The following is a 21,230-nucleotide window of genomic DNA, read 5'->3' as shown; positions in this document are numbered from 1 at the left end:
GCCTAAATCCGTTCCGCCAGGCCCGGGTAGTCGATGATGAACCCGTCGCGGTCGACCGTCACCGAGGAACTCGACACCGGCGACAGGACGTGGATGCCGTCCGGACCGCTGCTGTAGGTGAGGATCGCGCCCTCGACCCGCAGGTCCAGGAGGTTCACGTAGACGACGGGGACCTCGACGTCCTCGGACCCGAGGTGCAGTCCGTACCGCCGGATGGGCAGGGCGTTGAAGAAGGGGCTGAGCACCATGTCGACGTCGAGGGCTCCCTCGAACGTGGACCGCTGGTGGTTGGCGCCGTGCTCCACCATCCACGTGCCCTCTTCGTCCCGGCTGATCGACATCTGCCGCTCACCGGCCGCGACGGACGTCCGCAACGACAGCCGGCGGGTGACGCCGCTCTCGTCGGTGACGAGGTCGTAGGACGCGCTGAACGCGGGATGCTCGGGGCACTCGCCGCCGATGATCCGGCCTGCAGCCTTGATGCGGTCGCCATTGAGCTGGACGCGCACCGATTCCATTCGGGGTGCGTTGTCCGCCCGCCACGTCAGTACTGCGGGCCAGGTCGAGGCACCGGAGGCTTGGATGCTCACCTGTCTACGGTAAGCGACGACGGCTCCCGGGGTGGCAACGGGCCGAGTTTCGTTGCAGCAGAGTTGTCGAGAGTCAGTGCCCGGGCTCGTTCCGTGACCGCGATGCGCGACGAGAAGACGACGAGGGCGCCGAGTCCGACCGCGACGTTCAGCAGTGCCCCGAATTCCTGTGCGACGAAATCGAACACCTCGGTGAGGAGCACCGTGACCAGTGCTGCCGCCCGCAGGAACTGCAGCGGCCACAGTTTGCCGTTCCGCAGTCGCACGACGGCCGACCAGCACAGGACGAACGCGATCGCGGATCCGGTGAGCTGGCCGATCGTCGTGATGTCGGTTCCCTCGTCGCCGCGGAGGTCGTCGTCGAGGGTGATCACGGCGCTGAGCAGTCCCAGGGTGGAGAACAGGGTGAGGAGCACGGCCGCGGTCCAGAGCATGCCGGGGCCCTTCGCGAAGGCGGGGGTCGCGCGGCGGGCCAGCTCCCTGGCCGTCGGCACGGTCCGGCCGTTCCGGTCCGGGCAGTGGTCGAGCAGATCCCGCACCGACGTCAGTGTCGCCTCGTCCGCCCCGGCGGCGGCCGCCCGGCGCAACTGTGCCAGCGCCTGTAGCCGGCGCGCCCGGTCCAGACCGCGGTCCAGGCCGCCGAGCGCGATGGCGGCGGCGTTGGCGACGTCCTCCGTCGGGGTCGGCGGCCGCACGTCGTGCAGCGACCGGTTGACCAGCAGTAACACGACGATCACCACGTACATGATCGCGACGGACGGCCGGTAGAAGTAGTCGTTGGTCTTGGTGACGAACTTGCCGATCTCGTCGAGGAACAGCCCGAACCCGATCCCGCCGATCACGACACCCAGGACCCGCGGTTTCATTCCGAGGAACGAGAACACGGTCACGAGCGCCACGACCATGCCGAGTCCGCCCCACAGGACGTGCGCGATGTGTAGCGACGATCCCCCGACCTGTGGATAACCGGTGAGGTGGAGGTAGGCGCGGGTGAGCAGGATCGTGCAGATCCCGATAATGACGAACGCTTCGACGAGGCCGCTGCCCTGGGCGTCACGCACGAGGTGCGACCGGTTCCGGAAACCCGAGATCATGCCGCCTCCCTGTGTTCCCACCTACAGGAAGTCTAGGACTCTCAGTGGTGGAAAGTCTGCGTGTTGCTCGCCGAGGACAGGCGGTCCAGACGCTCGAGTACGCGGTCGACGACGTGCGGGTCCTGCCCCTTTTCGTTGCGCGCCCGCAACACTTCTGCCTGCGCCGCGGTCAGCGCCCCGCGCTGCAGCGCCCGCAGTTCGTCGCGGCGGGTCTTGAGTTGTTCGATGCGCTGCGAGTATTCGGGCGAGTGGATGCCGGGTGCGGAGTCCTCCTCGAGGCGGTCGTAGAGGGCCTTGAGCCGGGCCACCGATTCGGGCGGCAGCGTGGTGGGCGCGGAGGTCACGACCTCGAGAGCCGCGTGCCGTGCCCGCTCGACCAGCGCCCGCTCCTCGGCGTCCTCCGCGTCCGCGACCCCGGCGACGCCGAGCGCCTTCACCAGCCACGGCAGCGTGAATCCCGGAATGACCATGCTCATCACCAGCACGACGGCCGCGATGACGACGGCTTCGGACCGCCACGGGAAGTCGTCGACCGGCAGACTCAGCGCCAACGCCAGGGTGACGAGTCCGCGCATCCCGCACCACGTCATGACCACGGCTTCGGCGGGCGTGCGGGGCGCGGACGACGCGTTGTCCTCGTAGCCGCGGATGTACAGCCAGGTGACCCCCATCCACAGCGCTCGGACCACCACCAGCACCACCCCGATGACGACGCCGTGCCACACCATCGTCCACAGGTCGCTGCCGGCGTCGTCGACGATCTGGCGGAATTCGAGACCCATCAGACCGAACGCGATGCCGGTGACCAGCAGTTCGGCGACGTGCCAGAAGGAGGCACTGGCCAGGCGGTCCTCGGCGTCCACCTCGGAGTCGGCGGCGCTCATCTGCACCGCGGCGACCACCACGGCGATGACGCCGGACGCGTGGATCTCCTCGGCCAGCAGGTACACGACGAACGGGATGACCAGGGTCAGTCCGCTGCGACCGGGGACGTCCACGATCCGCACCACCAGCCACGAACCCACCCAGCCGGACGCCAGACCGATCAGCACCGCGGCCACCGCGGTGTACAGAAAGTGCAGCACCTCGAACCCGAAGTGCAGGTCCTCGCCGGCAATCGTCGCGGCGAGCGCCGCCTGGAACGCGACCAGCGCGGCGGCGTCGTTGAACAGGCCCTCCGTCTGTAGGACTCCGACGAGCCGACGCGGAATCCCGACGGGTTCGGCGACGGCCTCGACCGCCACCGGGTCGGGTGGGGCCGTCATCGCGCCGATCGCGATGGCGGCCGCCAGTGTGATGCCGGGCACCAGCGCCCAGGCCGTCCACGCGACCGCGGCCGTCGTGACGATGACGAGGCCGACGGAGTGGACGACGATGGTCTTCCAGCGGTCGACGAACATCGCCCACGACGTCCGGCGGGCCAGCGCCCACAGCAGCGGCGGCAGGAACAGCGGCAGGATCAGTTCGGGTTCGAGTTCGACGTGCGGAATGCCGGGGACGAACGCGGCGCCTGCGGTGACGATCGTGAGCAGCACCGGCCAGGGTGCGTGGAATCGGTCACCGAGTCCGACGATCAGGACTGTGACGAGCATGAGCCCGATCACCACGATCAGCTGATCCACGCTGGGACGCCTCCTCGGCTCGTTATCATGTGTGGCTGCGCCACCCGTGAGTACTTGTTAACCGCCCGAGGTTAATAAGTACTCACGGGTCGTTGGTCAAAGCGGCCACAGATCTCGAGTAACGTTCTCGGGTGACTGGTTCGTGAGGAAGGGTGCCGTGACGTCAACCGGGAGCATGGTGGGCCTGTTCGCCGGTATCGGCGGGCTCGAGTTGGGTCTGAGGGAGCACGGCTGGAACACCGAACTGCTCTGTGAGATCGACCCGGGCGCCCAGGCGGTTCTGCGTACCCGATTCACGGACGTCCCAGTGCATTCCGATGTCACCAAGCTGCGTTCCCTCCCCCAGGACATTGAACTCGTCGCCGCCGGATTCCCCTGCCAGGACCTCTCCCAGGCCGGCCGGACCGCGGGCATCACCGGTGCACGCTCCGGTCTCGTCGACGAAGTGTTCCGGTTGGTGAAGCGGAAGAAGGGCCCGCGCTGGCTCCTCATCGAGAACGTGCCGTTCATGCTGCAGCTGGGTCGCGGGGCGGCTATGAGGCACATCACGGACGCCCTCGAGGACCTCGGCTACACGTGGGCGTACCGGGTGGTCGACGCGCGCGCTTTCGGACTCCCCCAGCGCCGGCAGCGGGTCCTGATGCTCGCCTCCCGCACCGAGGATCCCCGCGCGGTCCTGTTCGGTGAGGACGCCGGGGAACGCCCCGTCGACGACCCCACTGACTTCCCGTGCGGTTTCTACTGGACCGAGGGCACCCGGGGCCTCGGGTGGGCGGTCAACGCGGTGCCCACCCTCAAGGGCGGTTCGTCCGTCGGGATCGCGAGCCCGCCCGCAGTGCGACTGCCGTCGGGCGAGATCGTCACCCCGGGTCTCGTGGACGCCGAACGCCTGCAGGGCTTCGACCCCGACTGGACGGCGCCCGCCGCGCTGGTGCCCGGTCTGCGGAACAGTCATCGGTGGAAGCTCGTCGGCAACGCGGTGAGTGTGCGGATGGCGTCGTGGGTCGGGCGGCGGCTGCTCGAGCCGGGCGAGTACGAGCGGGGCATCGAGACGCCGATGAAGCCCGGCGACGCGTGGCCCGTCGCGGCGTGGGGCAGCAACCGTCAGGCCTTCCGCGTGCACACGTCGACGTGGCCGGTGCAGGAGCCGTACGAGGATCTCAGTGGCTTCCTCGAGGACACCCGGTTGCTGTCGGCGCGCGCGACCGCCGGGTTCCTGAAGCGGGCCCGGATGGGCAATCTGCGTTTCGTGCCCGGGTTCATCGACGACGTCGAGAGCCACCTCGACCGCATGGGCGGCTTCCCCGAGGCTGCCGCGTAGCCGGACGGACCTGCGATGCCGGCGACCGACCCCGCGACCAGCGCCCGGATGCGGGCGCAGCGGCGGCGCGACACGGCACCCGAACTCGCGTTGCGCCGCGAACTACACCGCCGCGGGGCCCGGTACTACGTGGACCGGGCGCCGATGAAGGGTGTCCGGCGGCGCGCCGACCTGGTGTTTCCGCGACGCAAGGTGGCCGTGTATGTGGACGGGTGTTTCTGGCACAGCTGCCCGCAGCACGCCACGTTCCCGAAGAACAACGCGCAGTGGTGGGCCGAGAAACTCGCTGGAAACGTCACCCGCGACCGGGACACCGACGCGACGCTCACCGACGCCGGGTGGACGGTGGTGCGGATCTGGGAGCACGAGAATCCGGTGGTCGCCGCGGATCGGGTTCAGGCCGCGCTGCGTCGCTGACGGTGAAGGTGTTGCACTTCCCACCCCTTGGGGGTCTGGTCGCCGACGCCGGATCGGTGCAGGATGGTGTCATCAGCAACCGTTCGAACCACATTCGGAGGCGCATGATGATCCGCCGTATCGTCGCGGCGGCCTCCATTGCGATTGCAGCAGCGGCCGTCCCACTCGTCGGTCCGGGGGCCTATGCGATGGCTGCCCCCGGCGACACGTACATCAGCAATCCCCCGGCCAACCCTGCGGATCAGGGCTTCTGCGAGGACCAGGCCGCCCTCGCCAACAATCTCGCCGCCAAGGGCGACTTCGCGCGTGCCGACGGCGTCGTGTCGGCCGCGAACATGAGCGGTTGCCGGATCTACACGTTCTCCAGCCCGTAATCGCTTGCCGTTCCGGCAACGGAATTCCCGGTTGGACGGCTCCGCGCGGCACAGTGGGGGCATGACCCACGAGCACACACCGGACACGACCGATTTCCTCAGCCAGGAGTTCTGGGACGAGCGCTACCGTTCGACCACCGCGGTGTGGAGCGGCAACCCCAACCCGCGCCTCGTCGAGCAGATCGCGGACGTCACCCCCGGCGGCGCCCTCGACGTCGGCAGCGGCGAGGGTGCCGACGCGATCTGGCTGGCTACCCGCGGGTGGAACGTCACCGGAGTGGACGTGTCCACGGTGGCATTGGAACGCGCCGCCGCACGAGCCGCCGAGGCCGGTTCCGAAATCGCGGACCGGACGACGTGGGAGCAGGCCGACATTGTGTCGTGGGAGCCGCCTGCCCGCCGATTCGACCTGGTGTCGGCGCATTTCATGCATCTGCCCGGACCCGCCCGCGAGTCCCTGCACCGGCGCCTGGCGGGAGCCGTCCGCCCCGGCGGGCGCCTGCTCGTCGTCGGACACCATCCGTCCGATCTGGAGACGTCCGTCGGGCGGCCCAATGTTCCCGACATGTTGTTCACCCCGGAGCAGGTCGCGGCTGTGCTGGACCCCGCGGAATGGGAGATTCTCGTGTCGGCGGTCCCGTCCCGTGAGGCGCTCGACCCCGACGGTCGGCCCGTCACGATTCACGACACCGTTCTGCACGCGGTTCGCCGAGCCTGACGACGGTCTACCCTGTGGGCACGATCTCTTCCGATGCCGAGACGAGGACGCCGTGGCCGACCTGTTCGTGAAAACCCTTCAGCTGCACCAGTTCGTCTACGAACACAGCGGCGGCTGGGTGGGGCATCGGTTGTTGTTCGGGATGCCGACCCTACTGCTGCGCAGCGTCGGCCGGAAGTCCGGGCAGCCGCGCACCTCGGCGTTGACCTACGGCCGCGACGGCGCGAGTTATCTGGTCGTCGCGTCGAAGGGCGGTGCGCCGACGTCGCCGGCCTGGATGCACAACGTGCTGGCCGCCCCGACCTGCGAGATCCAGGTGGGCCGCGACCACATCACCGTGGCGGCGCGGAAAGTGCTTCCGGGCGAACCGGATTACGACCGGATGTGGGCGACGATGAACGAGATCAACCACGGCCGGTACCGCGACTATCAGAAGAAGACGGACCGCCCGATTCCCGTCATCGCGCTCACCCCGAACCGCTGAACTCGGCGGCGTGCGCCGACGCCCACTGCGCGAACGTGGTCGCCGGGCGCCCGGTGAGTTGCTCGACGAGGCGGTTCGCCTGCTGCGGGGCGTCGACCAGGCTCGCCATCCCGTCCAGGTACCAGCGGGCGTACTCCCCCATCGCCGGTGTCAGGACGTCCACCGCCTCGTCCAGCGGCACCTGCCGGTACTCGAGGTTCCGGCCGAGGGCCGCGCCCAGTTCCCGGACGAGGTCCGCGCGGGTGATCGTCGCGGGACCGGTCAGTGCGTACGACTTGCCGACGTGTCCGTCGTCGAGGAGGGCGACGGCCGCGACCTCCGCGATGTCGTCCATGGCTATCGGCGCGTTCGCCGCGGCCGGGTACGGCTCACGGACGGTGTCGCCGGCGGCGATCTGCGGTGCCAGGATTCCCGCGTTCTCCATGAACTCGCCGGGCCACAGGTGGGTCCATTCGATGCCGGACGCCTCGACGGCGCGTGCGACGTCGCCCCAGTGGCCGTCGTGGGGGCCGGAGAGGTCGACGACGTGCCGGACTCCGGCCTGCTTCGCCAGGCGCAGCGCGTCCGGGGCGGTGTCGGGAGTCGGTGCGAGGTAGAGGGAATCGACGCCGTCGAACGCCACGGGCAGGCTGTCGAGTCTGCGCAGGTATCCCTCGACGACGGTGACCGAGTCCGGAAGTTGCGCCTTGTCAGGATGATTCGTGAGGGCACGGACGTCCGTCGCACCCCGCGCGAGCAGGTGGTCGACGAGCATTCGGCCGATGTTCCCGGTTGCCCCCGTCACGAGAATCGTCATTTCTGCACGCTACTACCGCGCCCGGGCACGTGAGTGGCAAAGTGTGCCCGGGCACGCTTTGCCACTCACGTCGGGGGTCAGCTGGTCGGCGGGGCGGGCGTCGTGGACGACGCCGGGGTCTCCGACGGCGTCGGCGTGGCCGGGGACGACGCGTCCGGATTCTGCACCCCGGGCCTGAGCCGGTAGACGTGTTCGGGCGAGATGATCTCGGTCACGGCTCCCGCCAGCGCCGTGCTCGGTTCGCTGTCCTCGTAGGGGACGTCGGTGTTGAGCATGATCGCGACCGTGGTCTCCTTCTCGGGAAGGTAGATGCACACGGTCTGGTAGCCGGGGAGGCTGCCGTTGTGTCCGATCCAGCCCGCGATGTCGAAGATGCCCAGGCCGTAGCCGACATCGGACGCCAGCCCCGGCGCGGTCACCGTCTCGAGCCGCTGTGCCTGCGTGGCAGGCTGCAGCAGTGTTCCGGTGGCCAGCGCGGGCGCCCAGATGCGCAGGTCGTCGAGGGTGGAGATCATGGCGCCTGCCGCCCATCCCCAGGACGGATTCCAGTCGGTGGCGACGGCTTCCTTCTCGTCCAGGGTCTGCTCGGTGTAGCCCTGCGCGTGCGGTTCGGGAAACGCGTTGGTGGTCGGGAAACTGGTGTCCGCCATCTTCAACGGCTGGAGAATCTTCTGCGAGACGTACTCCGGGAGCGGTATTCCGCTGACCTTCTCGACGACGAGCCCCAGCAGGACCGTGTTCGTGTTCGAATACTCGAAACCCTGACCGGGTGGGAAGGACGCGGGCTGCGTGAACGCGTAACCCAGCAGTTCTTGCGGCGTGAATGCCCGCATCGGGTCGGAGAGCAACGCCTGCTGGAAGTCCTTGTTTGCCGTGTAGTTGGGCAGCCCACTTTGCATCCGGGCGAGCTGGCGCAGCGTGATCTGGTCGCCCGCAGGCACGCCCTCCACGTATTTCGAGATCGGGTCGTCGAGGGCCACCTTGTCTTCGTCGACCAGCTGCAGCAGACCCGTGACCGTGAATGTCTTTGTTACACTGCCGATCCGGTGATAGAAGTCGGTCTCCATCGGCGCGCCCGTCGACTTGTCGGCGACGCCGAACGCCTTCACGTAGTCACCGTCCGGGCCCCACACGCCGACGATCGCGCCGGGAATCGCCGCCATCGACATCGTCTTGTCGATCGCCTCGTCGAGTCGGTCCGCGACACCGGGGTCGATCTGGGCGGCGCCCGCCTCGGCACCCGCCGATCCCGCCTGCGTCGTCGTCGAGGTCGCGGAGGTGCCCGTGGAGGAGGAGTCATCGGAGCACGCCGCCGTCACCACCAGCAGCAATGCTGCCGCGACCGCCGCGAGGCCCCGTCGCCGATTCGTCTTGGTCACGACCTGAGCTGTCATCGTGCGGTCCCGTCGTCGAGGTGCCCCTCTCGGGAATTTACCCCGCGACCGCCGGGCGAATGTACCTTTCGGCGCTTCCGAGGCGACCGACGGTACGTTCGCCCTACTGCGCACTCTCGGTCGCGTATTCGGCCAGCAGCCGCTTCTCCTCGTCGCGGCGGGGGAAGAAGAAGAACACCACCAGCGCCCCGGCGCACACCACCAGGATCGCGGCGAGGTACGCGCGGTCGTCGCCGTCCAGGAAGGCGCTACGGGCGGCCGCGATGATCTGCTCGGCGTACTGCGGATAGCGTTCCGCGAGCACCTCGGCGCTGGAGTACGACTTCGTGAGCGCCGCTTGGGTTTCCGCGTTGATCTGGCCGGCGTCCGGCGACGAGGCGATCGTGGCGGACAGCGACTTCGCGTAACCGGCGGTGAGCACCGCGCCGAGGATCGACTGCATGATCGCGCCACCGAGGTCGCGTTGCAGGTCGGACGTGCCCGACGCCATACCCGCCCGCGACACCGGCACCGAACCGGTCAGCGACCGCGACGCCGGGGTTCCCGCGAACCCGACCCCGATGCCGACGAACGCGTAGGCCAGCGCCACCCACCAGAACGTCGCGTTCTCGTCCCACCACACCAGCGCGACGACCAGTCCGAGGACGACGAACAGGTAACCCAGGAGCAGGGTGAACCGGGAGCCGTGCGATTCGATGAGTTTCGCGGAGCGGGGTGCGACGACGACCATCGCGACGGCGGCCGGGATGATCGCGGATCCGGCGGCGAGCGTGGAGTACTCGAGCACGTTCTGGAGGAACTGCTGCCCGATGAACATCGCTCCCATCAAGGCGCCGAACACGATCACCCCGCCGACAGCGGCCACCCAGAACGTCGGGCGGGCGGCGACGTGCAGATCGAACAGTGGGTGCGCCGCCCGCCGTTGCTGCAGGAAGAACGCGGCACCCGCGGCGAGAGCGATCAGGCCGAGACCGACGGCGAGTGCCCCGGAGCCGTCCACGGGCGCGAAATTGATCGCGAGGATGAGGGCGGCGATGAAGACGACGGAGATGATGCCGCCGAGATTGTCGACGGGATCGGTCGTTTCGTTGACGTGGGCGGGCACCCACAGGATGGCGCTGACGAGGGCGAGACCGGCGAGCGGAAGGGTCACGAGGAACACCGAGCCCCAATGGAACTGCTCGAGGAGCGCCCCCGACACGATCGGTCCGAGCGAGGAGATCGCGCCACCGAGAGCCGACCACAGTGCGATCGCCTTGGTGCGCGGCGGTCCCGACCACAGCGCGGTGATGATCGCGAGGGTGGTGGGGAACGCGAGCCCGGCGGAGACGCCGCCGAGAACTCGTGCGAGAAAAAGTATTTCGAAGTTCCCGGCGAAACCCGCGATCGCCGACGCCGGCAGCGACAGCGCCATGCCGAGCACCAGCATCTGCTTGCGCCCGTAGCGGTCGCCGAGCGCCCCGAGGTAGAGGACCGACGCGGCCAGCCCGAGGGAGTAGGCCACTGCGATGAGGTTCAGCTGCGTCTGACTCGCGTCGAACGCGCGGCCGATGTCGGGGAGCGCGACGTTCGCGACGGACAGGTTCAGGTTGGCGACGGCGGCGACGAGGATGAGGGTCGCGAGGGTCAGCGTCGCGCGGGCCGGCGCCTGCGTCGATTCGGTTCGAGTCACGGTCTGCTCCCGGGGTTCTGGTCTCCTCGTGCGCCCGGGCCGGTCGAGTCGGCCACCGGTTCGGGCGCCGACGCGAGCAACGATGCCGCGAGCGGGAAGAGGAGGACGGTGATCGCACCCGCCGCGACGAGCACGGAGGCATTGGCGGACGTCATGTCGCCCGAGTCGACGGCCACTCCGGTGACGGCGACGATCAGCGGCAGACCGGTTCCCGCGTACAGCGCCAGCTGGGTGCGTTCGCGGACGGTGAAGGGCGGGTCCGTACCGTCGGCGCCGCGGTCGAATCTTCCGGCGACGTAGACCGGTCCCGACCGCACCAGCAGAATCAGCAGGACGAACGCGATCAGGACGCCGGGTTCGGACGCCACCGCGGCGACGTCGATGGCCATGCCCGACGTCACGAAGAAGATCGGGATCAGGAAACCGAACGCGAGGCCGTCGAGTTTGGTTTCGAGTGTCTCGTCGCCTTCGGGGGTGGCACGCCGCAGGATGAATCCCGCCGCGAATGCTCCGAGGATGGTGTCGAGGCCGAACTCCGCCGCGAGAACGGTGAGTGCGACGAGGAGCAGCATCGTCAGCCGGACCGTGGTCTGCGACGTCGTCTCCGACCCCGACCGGATGATCGCCGTGATCCGGGAGCCCTCGCGCCGCACGCGGGCGGGGATGAACGCGACCAGCACCGCCGCGGCCGTGAACAGCCCGAGGACCACGATGGACGCCACCGACCCCCGGGACCCGAGCAGCACCGCCATCGCGACGACGGGTCCGAGTTCGCCGAACGCGCCGTGATCGAGGATCGTCCTGCCCAACCGGGTGTCGAGTCCGCCCGCGTCCCGGAGGATCGGCAGGAGCGTGCCGAGCGCGGTCGACGTCATGGCGATGGCCACCGCCGTTCCCGCGTCGACCAGGTGGGACAGGCTCAGCAGCGACACCACCGTGAACGCCAGCGCCAGCGAGATCAGCCACGTCAACAGTGCCCGCCTGCCGCCACGACCGGTGATCTCGGCCGTGTCGATCTCGTAGCCGGCCAGCAGGAACAGCAGTCCCAGCCCCAGTTCGCGCAGCAGGTCGATCTCGCTGCCCGCGACCGCAAGGTCGAAGACGTGCGGGCCGATGACGATCCCGGCTACGAGCAGCAGCACGACCTCGGGCACCAGCTTGCGGGGGAACAGCCCGGCGAGCAGCGGGGCGATCACGGCGCAGGCCACGATCCAGAAAAGCGAGGCTCCCACGGAAGGCATGCATCACCCGTCTCTCGAACCACCCGGCAACGGCACTGGGCTCGAGCCTCACAGAACCCGGACCCCGGGGCATCATCCGTCAGGGATGAACGGCGGCGCGCGGAATCACCCGTCGCGGATGATGCGCATCCACCGGCCGGTGGCGATCATCGACACCAGGGCACCCCAGCGCAGGGAGAGAAGATGTCGATTTCAGCTGAAGATGTCGGTCCGGTCGCGTTCCTGTTTCTCACCTTTCCGGGTGAGCGGGCCGATCCCGCGGTGATCGACACGTTCCGCGAGGTGGTCGCCCAGGGTGTGGTCACCATCCTCGATCTCGTGTTCGTCTCCAAGGGAACCGACGGCACGCTGCGCCAGGTGGAGGTGGACGAGGACCTCGACAGCATCGGACTCGCCGCCCTGTCCCTCGAAGCCAAGGCGCTGATCAGCGACGAGGACCTCGAGGTGGTGCGCGAATCACTGGAGCCGGGCACGTCGGCGGTGGCGATCGTGTACGAGCAGACGTGGGCGCGCAAGCTCGCGGCCGCGTCCCGCCACGCCGGCGGCGAGGTGGCTCTCCACCTGCACATCCCGCGCGAGGTGGTCGAGGCGGCCATCGCCGCCGCGGTCTGACGGTCACGAACGGAAACGGAGCAACGACATGGTTTTCAGGGGTCCACGCCGCATGGGACGTCCCGGGCTGCTCGGCACGGTGGCCCGGACAGCGGTCATCACCGGCACCGCACGGGCGACGTCGAACGCGATGAACCGGCGCGCCGCCAACAAGGACGCGGAGCAGCAGGCTCGGATCGACGAGGCGGCGCAGCAGCAGTATGCGGAACAGCAAGCAGCACAACAGCAGGCACCTCCGCCGCCGGCACCCGCGGGCGGCGACGACCTGGTGTCCCGCCTCCAGGAACTCGCCCGCCTGAAGGAGGCCGGCGTGCTCACGGACGAGGAGTTCGCGGCGGCGAAGGCGAAACTACTCGGGTCCTGACGGGGCCACGACGATCCGCCCGCCGGACGCGCCGTCGTGGCTCCGGATCGTCAGTAGAACTCGACGGTGTCGACGCGGTTGATCAGTTCCTCGCCGTCGAGGAACCGGGTGGCGTTGCGCGCGAACAGTTCCGCGATGAGGCGGTCCTCCGCGGGATTCAACGCCGCGGTGTGCGGGCTGACCAGCACGTTCGGATGAGTCCACAGCGGGCTGTCGGATGCCAGCGGCTCGGACGCGAACACGTCCAGCGCGGCGAAGCCGACCCGCCCGTCCTCGATGGCCGCGGTCATGGCGACCTCGTCGACGACGCTGCCCCGGCCCACGCTCACCATCGTCACTCCGGGCTTGACGGCACCGAATACCTTTGCGCTGACCAGGCCTTCGGTGGCGCTGGTTCCGGGGAGCGTCACGACGATGCCGTCCGCGTCGCCGACCACGTCGGCCAGCCGGTCGGGGTGCACGATCTCGTCGACCCCCTCGACCGCGGTGTCGCGCCTGCTCGTTCCCACGACCGTCGCGCCGAGGGCCTTCAGCTTCAGTGCCGTCGCCCGGCCGATGCTGCCCAGTCCGACGATGACGATGCCCGGCCGCCTTCACCTGGGCCCCGCCGCCGGCCGGCATCGTGTGCACCCAGCGGAGGCCGGGGTTGACGCGCGCCGTTCTCGTCAGTGCCGCGGGGGTTTCGTCGGGCACGCCGTACAGGGCCTGCGCCGAATCGACCAGGTCGTCGAAGGCTTTCTGCTGCTCCGCGGTCCGGGTGAACGACGGATCGCCGGAGTGATCGCCCGGGAATCGGGACGGCGGCAGCAGATCCTGCTCGCGGACGAAGTCGATGCGCGGTTCCGCCCGGGTGACGAGACCGATGAGTTCCTCGCTGACGGGGGCAGATCGATCGTGAACTGCTCCTCGCCTGGGTGTGGCGGGTGCTGTTCCTGGCCTCCATCTTCCTCATCGCCGTCACCGTGTTCATCCGCTCCGCATGCAGGCATGCAGGAGAGCCCCACGTTTATGGAGAAGCAGGACCAGTTGACGTCCTCTCGGCCGTGAACGATCGAGATTCCCCTCGGGACTCGCGTCCCGAGGTTCCTGTTTCACCGACAGTCGCCGCCCCACACGTTATGTGCGAGGTGGTCTCACACCGTCTCCGCAGGCTGCCACCGTCAGTCCGACGGCCAAAATGTTCCTTGCCGCGTTCACGTCGCGGTCGTGGACGACGCCGCATCGGCACGTCCACTCCCGCACGTCCAGCGGCATCGCCGAGGCGACCGCCCCGCACACCGAGCAGGTCTTCGACGACGGACAGAACCGGTCGATCACCACCACCCGCCGCCCGTACCAGTCGGCCTTGTACTCGAGCATCGACCGGAACTCGGACCACCCCGCATCCGAGATCACCCGAGACAACGACCGATTCTTGACCATGTTCCGCACACTCAGATCCTCGATGGCGATCACTTGGTTTTCGCGCACCAGTCGAGTGGAAAGTGTGTGCAGATAATCGCGGCGCCGATCGGCGATCCGACCATGAATCTTCGCGACCTTCAGTCGGGCCTTGGCCCGGTTCCGGGACCCCTTCTGCTTCTTGGCCAGTGCCCGCTGCGCCTTCACCAGCCGCGCACGATCCCTGCGCTCGTGGCGCGGGTTGGCGATCTTCTCCCCCGTCGACAGCGTGTACAGGCTCGTGATCCCGGCATCGAGCCCGACCACCCGATCGGTCGGCTCGAGCTCGCTGATCGTGTCCTCGACGAGAATCGAAATGTGGTACTGACCACGAGCATTACGCGACACCGTCACCTGCGACGGCACGGCCCCCTCCGGCAGCGGCCTCGACCACCGAATATCCAGAGGTTCGGACTGCTTGGCCAACCGGACCTCCCCACCCCGGTAGGTGAAGCAGTTCGAATAGTAGGTCGCCGACTCCTTCGACCGCCCCTTCCTCTTGAACTGCGGGTAGCCGGCCTGCTTGCGCCAGAACTTCTCGAACGCACCCTGCAACTGCCGCAGCGACTCCTGCAACGGCCCCTTCGACGGCTCCGCCAACCACGCGGTCCCCGCGTCCCGCTTCCATCCGGTGAGCATCTTCGAGGTGTCCGCATAGGTGACCCGCCGCTGCTCCTGCGACCACGCCCGCGTCCGCTCGGCCAACGCCCGGTTGTAGACATACCGGGTGCACCCGAACGTCCGAGCAAGCTGTTCCGCCTGCACCGCAGTCGGATAGAAACGGTACTTGAACGCCCGCTTCACCACCCTCCCCGCCATGACCCAGACACTAGCCACACGGTCCGACAAACCAGATCGGCTATCCCGGCCCTGAAGGACCGGGTTTGCGCCGAAAGACTCACGGATCAGCGAGAGCCCGTTCCGGGAACTGATCGGCAGTTCGATGCCCAGCGTGCTCCGCGGCATCGGCTGCGGATGGCGGAGAACGGCGGCTCGTACATCTTCCAGACCCTCGGCATCAGCTACGTGACGACGGTGGTGGGGGTCAGCAAGTCGATCGGACCGCTCGCCATCGCCTGCGGCGCCGCCATCGGCATGCTCGTCATCCCGTTCTCGGGCGCGCTGTCTGACCGCTTCGGCCGGATGCGGGTGTACCGATTCGGTGCGGCGCTGCAACTCGTCCTCGCCGTCCCGTCGTGGTGGCTGCTCTCGCTCGGCAACCCCTACCTCGTGGTCGCGACCCTCGCCGTCAGCTATGGGATCGGCGTCAACGTGATGCTCGGCGCGCAGTGCGCCGCCCTGCCCGAGCTGTTCGGAAACCGTCACCGCTACATCGGCGTCGCGGTCGCCCGGGAGACGAGCGCGATCCTCGCCGGCGGCATCGCGCCCTTCGTCGGCGCGCTGCTGCTGTCGCTGATGAACAACTCGTGGGTGCCGCTCGCGATCTACGTGCTGGTCCTCAGCGTCATCACGTTCGCCACGACGTTCGTGACACCCGAAACCCGTGGCCGCGACCTCGGGCTCGCGTGGGATGCGATGGCCGATCCGGTGCACGGACCGGATGCCGTTGCTCCGTCCAAGGATCGGGTCGACGCATGAGGCTGGCCCGCATCGCGACCGATTCGGGACCGCGGCCGGTGTGCCTGCGGGACGGTCGCTGGCACGAGGTGGCCGACCAGTTCGCGGACACCGTGACGTTCACCGGACCCGCACACGACGTCGACGGGGCGCGCCTGCTCGCGCCTTCCGAACCGCGGGTCCTGCTCGGGATGGCGCACAACGGCGCACCCGGAGATCGCGACCTCCCGTTGCAAGCGTTCATGAAGTCGGCGCGCACGGTGATCGGCCCCGAACATCCGATCGTCGTCGACGAACGGCTGGGGAAGGTCGTCGTGGAGGGCGAACTGGCCGTCGTCATCCGGCGCACGTGCCGCAACCTGCGCCCCGAGGACGTTCCGTCCGCGATCCTCGGCTACACGATCGGCAACGACGTCACCGCCGTGGAGCAGATCGCACTGGACGACAAGCTCACCCAGGCGAAACACGGCGACGGCTTCACCCCGCTGGGCCCGTGGATCGAAACGGACCTCGACCCCGGCGACGTGCCGATCGCGGTGCGCGTCAACGGGGTCACCGTGGCGGAGGCGTCCACGGAGCAGCTCGCCTGGAACGTGTCCGAGCAACTGGTCCATCTCACCCGATATCTGACGCTGGGACCGGGAGACGTCGTGCTCACGGGTTGCCCGTTCACGTCCGGCCCGGTCGAACCGGGCGACCGCGCCGAGATCACGCTCGACGGAATCGGCACACTGAGCAATCCGGTGCGTGCGATGTGAACCTCTTCGATCTGTCCGGGCGCATCGCCCTGGTCACCGGTTCGAGCCGGGGAATCGGCTACGCCCTCGCGCGGGGCCTGGCCGGGGCGGGCGCCACGATCGTCCTCAACGGGGTGTCGGCCGAGCGCCTCGCGCAGGCACGCGCACATCTCGGCGAGGAATTCGGCGACACCCGTGTCCACGCGTACGCGTTCGACGTCACCGATCCCGAGCGGGTGACCGAGTCCGTCGACCGGATCGAGTCGGAGGTCGGGCCGATCGAGATCCTGGTGAACAACGCTGCGCTGCAACACCGTCAGCCGCTGCTCGATGTCACGCTCGAGGACTGGAACAGGGTGCTCACGACCGACCTCACCAGCGCCTTCCTCGTCGGGCGTGCGGTCGCCCGGTTCCAGATCGGCCGTGGGAGCGGGAAGATCGTCAACGTCTGCTCGGTGCAGAGCGACCTGGCCCGGCCCACCATCGCGCCGTACACCGCCGCGAAGGGCGGGCTGCGGAATCTGACCCGCGCGATGACGGCCGAATGGGCGGCGTCGGGGCTGCAGATCAACGGCCTCGCGCCCGGCTACATCCACACCGAGATGACGCAGGCCCTCGTCGACGACACCGAGTTCGACACCTGGCTCCGCGGCCGGGCGCCGGCAGGCCGGTGGGGCACCCCGGACGACCTCGTGGGTCCGGCGGTGTGGCTGGCGTCGGACGCCTCCCGGTACGTCAACGGTCAGGTGATCTTCGTCGACGGCGGGATGACGTCGGTGGTGTGAGGAGTCACCGGCCGACGGCGGCGGCGGGTGCGGTCTGCACGTCCCCGAAGGAGCGGCGGGTGTGCCGGACGAGTTCGCGGAGCGCGGGACCTCCGAGGCTCTTCCAGACCAGCGCGAGCACGGCCGGGATGTCGACGCCGTCGAGGGCGACCGCCGTCAGCCGGTCCCGGTAGTCCGTGGCCATCGACTCACTGAGGATCGCGACCCCCAGCCCGCGGATCGCGAGATCGGCGACGGCGTCGGGTGCGCTCGCCTGCAGGGCGATGTCGGGGCGGAGGCCGGCGGCCGCACACGCCTCGTCGAACACCGTCCGGATGCCCGTTCCGGTCGGCATACATACGATCGCATGGTCGCCGAGTTCGGCCAGCGTGACTCGCGACTGCCCCGCCAGCGGGTGATCCGGCGACACGGCGGCGACCAGCCCTTCGCTGATGATCGGGAAGGCGTCCAACCCCTCCGGCGGGGCGGTCGAGGTGGCAACGAGAGCGAGATCGATCGCACCGGCGCGGACGCGTTCGACGAGGCGGTCGGAGCTGTCCTCCGTCAGCGTGATCTCGATCCCGGGATGCGCGACGTGGAACGCGGACAACGCGTCGAACAGCGGCTTGATCGTGCACGCGGTGACCATCCCGACGACGAGCCTGCCCCGGATCAGCTGGTTCACGTCGTCGACGGCCTGCCGCATCGCGTCGGCCGAGGCGAGTGCCGCGCGGGCGTGCAGCAGCGCCGCCTCCCCCGCCGCCGTGAGCGTCGCCGTCCTGCTGGACCGGTCGATCAGCGTGGCGCCGAGGTCGTGCTCGAGCTGCCGGATCTGCGCGCTGACCCCCGACTGGCTGATGTGGACGCGTTCCGCGGCGCGGGTGAAGTTCGCTTCCTCGGCGACCGCGACGAAGTACTCGAGCTGCCTCAGTTCCATAACCAATGATTCTAGTATTCAGCAGAACTATCTGTTGGACTTCCGGTTGCGGGGGCACCACCCTGGAAAGGGACAGCAGTTCACCCACGAAAGGATTCCCGGTGACCGACTACGAGAAGGCCCAGAACCCCGAAGACCTCACCCGGCTGTTCGTCGAGCGCAGCAACGCCGGAGACGCGGCCGGAGTCGCCGCCCTGTACGAGGAGAACGCCGTCATGGCGTACCCGCCCGGCAGCCGGACGGTCGGCCGGGCCGCCATCCGGAAGCTGTGGGAGTCGGTGCTCGCAAACGCGCCGCACTTCGAACCGGAGACGCCGCTCCCCACCCTGATCAGTGATGACATCGCGCTCACGTCCACCCCACCGAAGGACGGATCCGGCGCGCGGGCTCAGGTCGTCCGCAGGCAGCCGGACGGAACCTGGCTCAGGCTCCTCGACCAGCCGGAGTTCGTCCCGCCCACCAGCTGAGACCGGGTCTGCGCCGGCCTCTACACGGCATGAACTTCGTTGTCCACCATTGCATCTGCATTCGGATCGGTGGGATCATAGAGGTCATGCGCAGACCGCGTTGGCCGGCAGTAGCACCACCCACCACCGGAGGACACCGGGTGCACGGCCCCCTGCTCCTCACGGCCGAAGACGACCTCACGCTCGAGCTGTTCGAGGTCGTGGCGTTCGCGGACGGACTCCATCTCCGGATGGCCCTGACCGCCACGGGCAGGCCCGCGGAGCTGGCGCAGTACGAGACCCGCTCACTGTCCGACCCCGGCGATCCCTCGACGCGGTGGTCCTATCTGTCGGTGCGGGCGCGCGTCGACGACGTCGAGGGTGAAGCCGACCCCTACCATCCGGCGGCGGCGTCGAAACCGTGCGGGAGCGGGCCGCCCGAGTACCGGACCGAGCCGCACTACTGGCTCGACGCGATCCCGGCGTCGGGATTCATCTCGGTCACCGCCGGCTGGCCGAGGATCGGCCTCGGTTCGACGACCACCACCATCGGCATCGAATCGAGCACGCGAACGTCGTGACCGTCAGGTGCAGCAGTTGGGGTCGAGGACGACCCGCAGTGCGTCGAGAGCATCCGGTCGAGCGCTGTAGAAGACGTTCATGCCGCGACGAACAGGCTGGACCATTCCCGCCTTCTTCAGCTGGCCGAGGTGGTGGCTGACGGTCGATTCGGACAGCCCCACGCCGGTCGCGAGATCGCACGTGCACACCTCACCCTCGCTCGCGGTCAGCAGGATCGACATCAGCTTGATGCGGACCGGGTCGGCCAGTGCCTTGAGGCGCAGCGCGAGGTGCAGGGCGGCCTCGTCGGTCATCGGGGCGGCCGAGACGGGCGCGCAGCAGATCGGCGCGGAGACATCTACGACCGGCAACGTCTTGGGCATGAATCCATCCTCCCAGGTTCTTGACATATGTCAAAAAGGTGGGATTCTGGAAGTGCAAGAAATTCGACATATGTCACACAGGTGGAGGTTGTCATGTCCCGCGCCCAGCTCGCCCTCAATGTCGACAATCTGGAGGAAGCAGTCACGTTCTACTCGAAACTGTTCGATACACCACCGGCGAAACTGAAGCCGGGGTACGCGAACTTCGCCATCGCGCAGCCACCCCTCAAGCTGGTGCTGCTGGAGAATCCCGGCATGGGCGGCACCGTCAACCACCTCGGCATCGAGGTCGAATCGAGCACCGAAGTGCACGAGGAGATCACCCGGCTGACCGGGGAAGGCCTCTTCACCGACGAGGAGCTCGGCACCACCTGTTGCTTCGCCACCCAGGACAAGGTGTGGGTCACCGGCCCCGCCGGCGAGAAGTGGGAGGTCTACACCGTGCTCGCCGACTCCGACACGTTCGGGTCGAGCCCTCGGCACAGCGATTCCGACACCGAGGAGGCCACCTGCTGCGGCACCGCCTCGGACGGCGAGAAGGCCTCCGCGGGCACGTCTTGCTGCTAGCCGACAAAGAGAAACCCCGCCACCTGCATCACAGCAGTCGACGGGGCTTCTTTGTGCGCCCGAAGGGATTCGAACCCCTAACCTCTTGATCCGTAGTCAAGTGCTCTATCCGTTGAGCTACGGGCGCATGTTCTTCAGTTGTCTAACTCTCACCGGCCGACTAGGCCCGGTGTGGCGGAGGCGAGAGGATTTGAACCTCCGGTCCCTCGTAAAAGGGACAACTCATTAGCAGTGAGTCCCATTCGGCCGCTCTGGCACGCCTCCCTGGGGTGGTTCCGATCCCTTCGGACCGCCGGTGCGAAAGATTACACACCTTTCCACCACAAAGGCAAAACGGCTGGTCAGCGCGCAGGAATGGCCGCTCTAACGCAGGTTGACGTCGAACCAGTCGAAGATCCGACGCTGCGCGTCGACGATGGCCTGGGCTCCCGGGTCGTCGTCCTTGCCGTCGGGCACCTGTGGCGGTTCGTCGGCCCGGTGCGCAAGCCCGGCGTAACTCACGACGAGTCCCGCGACGTCGGACTTGGCGGTGGCGTCGCGCAGCATCTCGACCTGATCCGGTGGCGTGGACGGATCGTCCTCCCCGTAGAGACCGAGCCACGGCGCCTTCAGCCCGGGCGCCGCGTGCACCAGCGCGGGCGCGTCCTCCGACAGCGGTTCGACGATCCCACGGGCGGCGACACTCACGGCGGCGCCGACGGGACGCGTCGTGGCGACGAGCAGGGCGGCGGTCCCGGCGTCGTCGAAACCGAGCACCCCCACGCAGTCGGCGTAGATGCCCCGCGCGATCAGCCAGTCGAAGGTGGCGTCGAAGTCGGCGAACAGCGATTCGCCGAACACCTCGACGTCGCTGGGCGCCGGTTCCCGGTGGAAGAGGTGCGGCGCTACCGTCACCCACCCTTCCATCGCGAGCGAGCGCATCAGATCGAGGAGAGGTTCGCTGAACGTGCGCGACTCGTGCAGGATCACGATCCCGCCCCGCGCCGGACCGTCCGGTTCCACCGCGGTGAGCGGAACACGCATCTGAGGGCTTTCCGGCGCGTCTCCGGACGTCCGCAGGGCTGCACTGTCCCTGAAGAATCCCGACATGTCCCTACCTTGGCACGAAGGGGGCGTCG

General features: G+C 68.5%; 23 protein-coding genes, 2 tRNA genes and 3 pseudogenes. 14 read left to right on the top strand and 14 right to left on the bottom strand.

The genetic code is table 11. The annotated features are described in order from the left end of the window. Positions 1-2: 2 nt before the first annotated feature. From JWS14_RS22660 to JWS14_RS22650, 3 genes are read right to left on the bottom strand one after another with little or no spacing between them, the layout of a single operon-like run. Complete coding sequence (locus JWS14_RS22660) at positions 3-590, bottom strand: putative glycolipid-binding domain-containing protein (protein WP_072938341.1); 588 nt, start codon at positions 588-590, stop codon at positions 3-5. After that, the gene (locus tag JWS14_RS22655; protein WP_072938344.1) at positions 587-1,684 is read right to left on the bottom strand and encodes a hypothetical protein; all 1,098 of its coding nucleotides are present in this window, start codon (positions 1,682-1,684) and stop codon (positions 587-589) included. The genes JWS14_RS22660 and JWS14_RS22655 overlap by 4 nt, the downstream gene beginning before the upstream one ends. A 41-nt stretch (positions 1,685-1,725) precedes the next feature. Continuing rightward, positions 1,726-3,306, bottom strand: a complete 1,581-nt coding sequence (locus tag JWS14_RS22650) for a cation:proton antiporter (RefSeq protein WP_206014413.1) — start codon at positions 3,304-3,306, stop codon at positions 1,726-1,728. A gap of 175 nt (positions 3,307-3,481) precedes the next feature. On the opposite strand from JWS14_RS22650, the gene JWS14_RS22645 reads away from it, so the two are divergent. The 5 genes from JWS14_RS22645 (at position 3,482) to JWS14_RS22625 (ending at position 6,620) form a co-directional block, all read left to right on the top strand. Continuing rightward, entirely contained in the window at positions 3,482-4,627 is a 1,146-nt protein-coding gene (locus tag JWS14_RS22645) for a DNA cytosine methyltransferase (RefSeq protein ID WP_206016155.1), read from the top strand. Positions 4,628-4,642: 15 nt separating this feature from the next. Continuing rightward, positions 4,643-5,044, top strand: a complete 402-nt coding sequence (locus JWS14_RS22640; RefSeq protein ID WP_206014412.1) for a very short patch repair endonuclease — start codon at positions 4,643-4,645, stop codon at positions 5,042-5,044. Between the two features lie 104 nt (positions 5,045-5,148). Beyond that, positions 5,149-5,418 carry a hypothetical protein gene (locus JWS14_RS22635; RefSeq protein WP_095863575.1) on the top strand — a complete coding sequence of 90 codons (270 nt, stop codon included), beginning with the start codon at positions 5,149-5,151 and terminating at the stop codon, positions 5,416-5,418. Positions 5,419-5,479: 61 nt separating this feature from the next. Then, on the top strand, positions 5,480-6,136 hold the full coding sequence (locus JWS14_RS22630) for a class I SAM-dependent methyltransferase (RefSeq protein WP_095862880.1): 657 nt from the start codon (positions 5,480-5,482) through the stop codon (positions 6,134-6,136). A 52-nt stretch (positions 6,137-6,188) separates the two neighbouring features. After that, on the top strand, positions 6,189-6,620 hold the full coding sequence (locus JWS14_RS22625) for a nitroreductase family deazaflavin-dependent oxidoreductase (RefSeq protein WP_095862879.1): 432 nt from the start codon (positions 6,189-6,191) through the stop codon (positions 6,618-6,620). Here JWS14_RS22625 and JWS14_RS22620 read toward each other — a convergent pair. From JWS14_RS22620 to JWS14_RS22605, 4 genes are all read right to left on the bottom strand, one after another. Beyond that, positions 6,604-7,416, bottom strand: coding sequence for an NAD(P)H-binding protein (locus JWS14_RS22620; RefSeq protein WP_095862878.1), 813 nt, complete (start codon positions 7,414-7,416; stop codon positions 6,604-6,606). The two genes, JWS14_RS22625 and JWS14_RS22620, sit on opposite strands and share 17 nt — an antisense overlap. A 77-nt stretch (positions 7,417-7,493) precedes the next feature. Next, positions 7,494-8,810 carry a serine hydrolase domain-containing protein gene (locus JWS14_RS22615; RefSeq protein WP_206014411.1) on the bottom strand — a complete coding sequence of 439 codons (1,317 nt, stop codon included), beginning with the start codon at positions 8,808-8,810 and terminating at the stop codon, positions 7,494-7,496. A gap of 103 nt (positions 8,811-8,913) precedes the next feature. Beyond that, positions 8,914-10,482, bottom strand: a complete 1,569-nt coding sequence (locus JWS14_RS22610) for an MFS transporter (RefSeq protein ID WP_072938366.1) — start codon at positions 10,480-10,482, stop codon at positions 8,914-8,916. Continuing rightward, a complete protein-coding gene (locus JWS14_RS22605) occupies positions 10,479-11,723 on the bottom strand; it encodes a cation:proton antiporter (RefSeq protein WP_206014410.1) in 1,245 nt (414 codons plus the stop codon). The genes JWS14_RS22610 and JWS14_RS22605 overlap by 4 nt, the downstream gene beginning before the upstream one ends. Before the next feature lie 183 nt (positions 11,724-11,906). On the opposite strand from JWS14_RS22605, the gene JWS14_RS22600 reads away from it, so the two are divergent. Then, positions 11,907-12,335 carry a DUF6325 family protein gene (locus JWS14_RS22600; protein WP_072938371.1) on the top strand — a complete coding sequence of 143 codons (429 nt, stop codon included), beginning with the start codon at positions 11,907-11,909 and terminating at the stop codon, positions 12,333-12,335. Positions 12,336-12,363: 28 nt separating this feature from the next. Continuing rightward, complete coding sequence (locus JWS14_RS22595; protein ID WP_095862875.1) at positions 12,364-12,699, top strand: SHOCT domain-containing protein; 336 nt, start codon at positions 12,364-12,366, stop codon at positions 12,697-12,699. Between the two features lie 50 nt (positions 12,700-12,749). Here the strand turns inward: JWS14_RS22595 and JWS14_RS22590 are convergent. Continuing rightward, positions 12,750-13,563 (bottom strand): annotated as a pseudogene (locus JWS14_RS22590) (NAD(P)-dependent oxidoreductase). A gap of 17 nt (positions 13,564-13,580) precedes the next feature. On the opposite strand from JWS14_RS22590, the pseudogene JWS14_RS51475 reads away from it, so the two are divergent. After that, a pseudogene (locus tag JWS14_RS51475) lies at positions 13,581-13,737 on the top strand (MFS transporter); the annotation flags it as partial. Positions 13,738-13,815: 78 nt separating this feature from the next. Here the strand turns inward: JWS14_RS51475 and JWS14_RS22585 are convergent. After that, positions 13,816-14,958, bottom strand: a complete 1,143-nt coding sequence (locus tag JWS14_RS22585; protein WP_206014409.1) for an RNA-guided endonuclease InsQ/TnpB family protein — start codon at positions 14,956-14,958, stop codon at positions 13,816-13,818. 73 nt (positions 14,959-15,031) lie between these two features. Here JWS14_RS22585 and JWS14_RS22580 point away from each other — a divergent pair. The 3 genes and pseudogenes from JWS14_RS22580 to JWS14_RS22570 form a co-directional block, all read left to right on the top strand. Next, positions 15,032-15,738: pseudogene (locus JWS14_RS22580) on the top strand (MFS transporter); the annotation flags it as partial. Further along, entirely contained in the window at positions 15,735-16,475 is a 741-nt protein-coding gene (locus tag JWS14_RS22575; RefSeq protein WP_206014408.1) for a fumarylacetoacetate hydrolase family protein, read from the top strand. The pseudogene JWS14_RS22580 and the gene JWS14_RS22575, both read left to right, overlap by 4 nt. Further along, entirely contained in the window at positions 16,472-17,239 is a 768-nt protein-coding gene (locus JWS14_RS22570; protein ID WP_206014407.1) for an SDR family oxidoreductase, read from the top strand. The genes JWS14_RS22575 and JWS14_RS22570 overlap by 4 nt, the downstream gene beginning before the upstream one ends. Positions 17,240-17,243: 4 nt before the next feature. Here JWS14_RS22570 and JWS14_RS22565 read toward each other — a convergent pair whose 3' ends face one another. Next, positions 17,244-18,155, bottom strand: coding sequence for a LysR family transcriptional regulator (locus tag JWS14_RS22565; protein WP_206014406.1), 912 nt, complete (start codon positions 18,153-18,155; stop codon positions 17,244-17,246). Between the two features lie 101 nt (positions 18,156-18,256). Between JWS14_RS22565 and JWS14_RS22560 the strand changes: the two genes are divergently transcribed. Both JWS14_RS22560 and JWS14_RS22555 read left to right on the top strand, forming a co-directional pair. Next, on the top strand, positions 18,257-18,622 hold the full coding sequence (locus JWS14_RS22560) for a YybH family protein (protein WP_087561567.1): 366 nt from the start codon (positions 18,257-18,259) through the stop codon (positions 18,620-18,622). A gap of 86 nt (positions 18,623-18,708) precedes the next feature. Continuing rightward, positions 18,709-19,182: a hypothetical protein gene (locus JWS14_RS22555; protein WP_179377628.1), complete on the top strand. Its 474-nt coding sequence runs from the start codon at positions 18,709-18,711 to the stop codon at positions 19,180-19,182. Positions 19,183-19,185: 3 nt separating this feature from the next. Here the strand turns inward: JWS14_RS22555 and JWS14_RS22550 are convergent, their stop codons facing one another. Then, positions 19,186-19,545: an Rv2640c family ArsR-like transcriptional regulator gene (locus tag JWS14_RS22550; RefSeq protein ID WP_072938387.1), complete on the bottom strand. Its 360-nt coding sequence runs from the start codon at positions 19,543-19,545 to the stop codon at positions 19,186-19,188. Between the two features lie 93 nt (positions 19,546-19,638). Between JWS14_RS22550 and JWS14_RS22545 the strand changes: the two genes are divergently transcribed. After that, the gene (locus JWS14_RS22545; protein ID WP_206014405.1) at positions 19,639-20,112 is read left to right on the top strand and encodes an ArsI/CadI family heavy metal resistance metalloenzyme; all 474 of its coding nucleotides are present in this window, start codon (positions 19,639-19,641) and stop codon (positions 20,110-20,112) included. Positions 20,113-20,166: 54 nt separating this feature from the next. Here JWS14_RS22545 and JWS14_RS22540 read toward each other — a convergent pair. The 3 genes from JWS14_RS22540 to JWS14_RS22530 form a co-directional block, all read right to left on the bottom strand. Continuing rightward, a tRNA-Arg gene (locus JWS14_RS22540) sits at positions 20,167-20,239 on the bottom strand. 45 nt (positions 20,240-20,284) lie between these two features. Further along, positions 20,285-20,376 (bottom strand) — tRNA-Ser (locus JWS14_RS22535). A gap of 99 nt (positions 20,377-20,475) precedes the next feature. Then, positions 20,476-21,201 carry a dienelactone hydrolase family protein gene (locus tag JWS14_RS22530; protein ID WP_206014404.1) on the bottom strand — a complete coding sequence of 242 codons (726 nt, stop codon included), beginning with the start codon at positions 21,199-21,201 and terminating at the stop codon, positions 20,476-20,478. Between the last annotated feature and the right edge of the window lie 29 nt (positions 21,202-21,230).

The sequence above is a fragment of the Rhodococcus koreensis genome (genome assembly GCF_017068375.1).
Lineage (GTDB): Bacteria > Actinomycetota > Actinomycetes > Mycobacteriales > Mycobacteriaceae > Rhodococcus_F > Rhodococcus_F koreensis.
The sequence above is the reverse complement of the archived record's forward strand: the minus strand, read 5'-3'. Positions and strand labels throughout refer to the sequence as shown.